This window comes from Janthinobacterium sp. CG3 (assembly GCF_000344615.1).
Classification (GTDB): Bacteria; Pseudomonadota; Gammaproteobacteria; order Burkholderiales; family Burkholderiaceae_D; genus Janthinobacterium.
In genome coordinates, this window is record NZ_KB467824.1 from 2,851,435 (window position 1) to 2,851,666 (window position 232).

General features: G+C 46.6%; 1 other annotated feature.

Annotated elements, in window-relative coordinates:
• Window positions 1–133: 133 nt before the first annotated feature.
• Window positions 134–232: a sequence feature (23S ribosomal RNA rRNA prediction is too short), on the reverse strand.

The following is a 232-nucleotide window of genomic DNA, read 5'->3' on the forward strand; positions in this document are numbered from 1 at the left end:
CATGTCAGCATTCGCACTTCTGATACCTCCAGCATCCTTTACAAGACACCTTCGCAGGCTTACAGAACGCTCTCCTACCATATAGATCAAGTGATAAATCACGAGAAATATATCCGCAGCTTCGGTGACTGGCTTAGCCCCGTTACATCTTCCGCGCAGGACGACTCGATCAGTGAGCTATTACGCTTTCTTTAAATGATGGCTGCTTCTAAGCCAACATCCTGACTGTTTT